This window comes from Flavobacterium sp. (assembly GCF_031422135.1).
Lineage (GTDB): Bacteria > Bacteroidota > Bacteroidia > Flavobacteriales > Flavobacteriaceae > Flavobacterium.
Window position 1 is genome coordinate 1 of record NZ_JANOQD010000016.1, and the last position, 2,868, is coordinate 2,868.

General features: G+C 31.0%; 4 protein-coding genes and 2 pseudogenes. All 6 read right to left on the reverse strand.

The features are described from left to right. Positions 1-498 (reverse strand): annotated as a pseudogene (locus RMO70_RS02885) (hypothetical protein); the annotation flags it as partial. Then, positions 491-769, reverse strand: coding sequence for a hypothetical protein (locus RMO70_RS02890; RefSeq protein ID WP_310554923.1), 279 nt, complete (start codon positions 767-769; stop codon positions 491-493). The gene RMO70_RS02890 and the pseudogene RMO70_RS02885, both read right to left, overlap by 8 nt. A gap of 26 nt (positions 770-795) precedes the next feature. Continuing rightward, entirely contained in the window at positions 796-1,098 is a 303-nt protein-coding gene (locus RMO70_RS02895; RefSeq protein WP_310554924.1) for a hypothetical protein, read from the reverse strand. A 13-nt stretch (positions 1,099-1,111) separates the two neighbouring features. Next, on the reverse strand, positions 1,112-2,227 hold the full coding sequence (locus RMO70_RS02900) for a DUF2931 family protein (protein WP_310554925.1): 1,116 nt from the start codon (positions 2,225-2,227) through the stop codon (positions 1,112-1,114). After that, positions 2,214-2,480, reverse strand: a complete 267-nt coding sequence (locus RMO70_RS02905; protein WP_310554926.1) for a hypothetical protein — start codon at positions 2,478-2,480, stop codon at positions 2,214-2,216. Before RMO70_RS02905 ends, RMO70_RS02900 begins: the two co-directional genes overlap by 14 nt. A 21-nt stretch (positions 2,481-2,501) precedes the next feature. Beyond that, positions 2,502-2,868: pseudogene (locus RMO70_RS02910) on the reverse strand (hypothetical protein); the annotation flags it as partial.

Sequence of the window (2,868 nt, forward strand, 5' to 3'; positions counted from 1 at the left end):
TGGAGCAAAACCAAAAACGAGGGTACTAAATGAATCATACGATTGGTCATAACCATTACTTGCTTTAATTTTTGCCCATTCTTTTTTATAAATATATTCTTTCACAGGAGTTTCACTATCCATATCGCTAGCCGCATAACAACGGCTCATCATTTCTTTGATATGGTCTACATCAAATTTTTCATCTATGTAATAATACTTGTTTTCACAATGTGCATAATAGGTGATTTCAAACCCTATAGGGGTGCCGTGTTGTTCTGTCCAACTTTTACCTGAACTTGCCCACTCGCCACTGCTACTGCCGTAAGGTAAACCTGCTGGAGAGCCTTCTAAGGTTTTGATATAATCGTAAACTGGGGTAATACGATATTTATTTTCTGGATGGGAAATTTCGGTATGAAATTCAGGAATTACTTCTTGCATTTGGCAATGTGTGGTTAGTTGTGATAAGAATAGTACTGTTATAAATTGGGCTATTTTTTTTGCGTATTTATCCATTGTGTATTTCTCGTTTGCGTTGCTCTTGTTTTTGTGCCCCTCCTCTTCCTCCTCTTGGGTCTAACCCAAGCAAATTAGTTTTAACAGACCAATGTAGGTACTCGTTTCGTAATTTTTTCAAATCCTCTGGAGTAATAAAACTTTTATAATCATATAATGAAACTTCTTTTAAATAATTACTTGATACACCCTCAAAATTCTGTTTGTTGCTGTTGTATTCTGTTACATATTTATTGCGAACTTGTGCACAAGCATTAAAGTATTGTAGCATATTAGCATAATAAATGTCTAGTAATTTTATTCTCCCGATTTAAGTAAACTTGCAAAGGCAAGTAAAGCATATATCATTCCCGACAAAATGATTAGATAAAATCCAATTACTAAATAGAGAACTCGGTATTTAATATCCTTAACAATAACTCCTGATATTATATATAATATTGCTAAAGGTATAAGTAAATAATGTGCTTTCAATAAGAATGGTTCACCACTAAAAGAACCAAATTTTGCTGTAAAAAAAATTGATGCAAAAATTGTTAAACTAAAAATTAAAATTAAAGATGTTATAGGCTTTTTTAAAATTGCATTATTTTTTAGCATATTTATTTTTCTATTATTTTTCCTGCCAAAACTCTAAATCGGGTTTAATTAAATTTTCTCGACCTTCCCATTTTGGAAATTCAAAGTCTTTGGGGAGTGAATAATAAGACTTAATAGTTTCATCATCAGAATCCTTCATAATAAAATCCATAATCTTCATATTTTTTTTTGAATCATATAAATAAATTGATCCTACATTACTATTATCATAAATTTTAAAAACAATTTTTTTATCATTGCCCATCTCTTTCAAGAATACTTGTTGGAAATTTTTAGGTAAAACTATAATTGCACGATTTATTTTTTGATTACTAATAGTTTTCCATTGAATTTCAATTTGAACAGGAAGTTTAGCACTATTCGAAACACTTGAATCAATCTGACTATTCCATTTATACTCATAAATGTTTCTTTCTGATTTAAATACTTGACGCCATGAACCATCTTTAGCATATAAAGTTGTAATATTTGGGAAAATATTATTGCCTTCACTCATAAAACCTACATCGTAATCATATTCTTTTTCACCTTCTTCCCATACTTTGTATGGTATGCCGTGGAGATATAAATATCTAAAATTTTCTTTTGCTTCTTTACCTGTTGAAGTCCATAAGGTTACTCTATCTTTATCATATGGGTCAATTTTATTAATTTCTTTAGCTTTATATTTTACGATTTCTGTTAATACACTTCCTGCTCTCATCCAAATAGTAATATTACCTCCAGGAGCAGTTCCTACTACAATTAATGAATAATCTCGCAGTTGATTATACTCCTTTACTGGATTATTAAACAATTGAACCATTTTTGTTCTAGGTAATTTAAAAGTTCCTTCATAATGTACCATATCCACCCCGCAGTCCCAATTTACATAAAGAATATCAGGTACCTCATCTTCCTCCATACCAGTTGCATAACCACCGGCAGTTTCACCCCAACCTGGGTCTATTCCAAAATCTGACGAGACACTATTTACCTGTTTCTCTTTATAAAAAAACTTTACATTAGGTAAACTTGAATAATATTTAGGAGCTGATATTCCTATTTCCCAATCAAACTTTTCTTTGGGTTGACAGCATACAAAACCTGTTGTAACTAAAAACAGTAATATAAATTTATTTAATAGCATAGGTGGCTCTTTTATAACTGATATATCCGTCTTCAAGGATATATTTTACAGGACGATTTACAAAACCAACACTTTCTAACAAATCATGTTCTCCTGTTTTTATATCGATAAATGCGTTTTTTAATCCTCCGTAGTGTGATGATAAATGGATGTACTTGTTTCTGATGGTCGTAAACATTTCTGATGGTATTTGAACCATTATTCCTAAATATTTATTGCGAATATTGCCACAGTAATTATTATACTGTGCCATATCATTATAAATTTAATTAAATTAATCTGAATACGGCCCTCCAAAAGAATCTCTAAATCTCATACTACTATTAGGATAGATACGAATACTATCGACTTCTATTTTTTGATTATTAAGTAGCACCTCTATTTTACTGCTGTCTTCGGTGATATGAAATTTAAGTGTTTGCTTCTCACCACCTTGTTTATACAATTCATTCATTTTGTCCCAATCGAAAAAGAAACGACCTATATAACGTTCGCTTTTGCTGGTTTCAAAATAGATATTTATAATTTCTGGAATGCCTCTTTTTTTCATTTCTGGTTTCAATACGATAGGTCTAAATACACTTTCCTTTTCGCCATTGTAATATTCACTCCCTATTGACAATAGCCTGAACTCCTTGTTG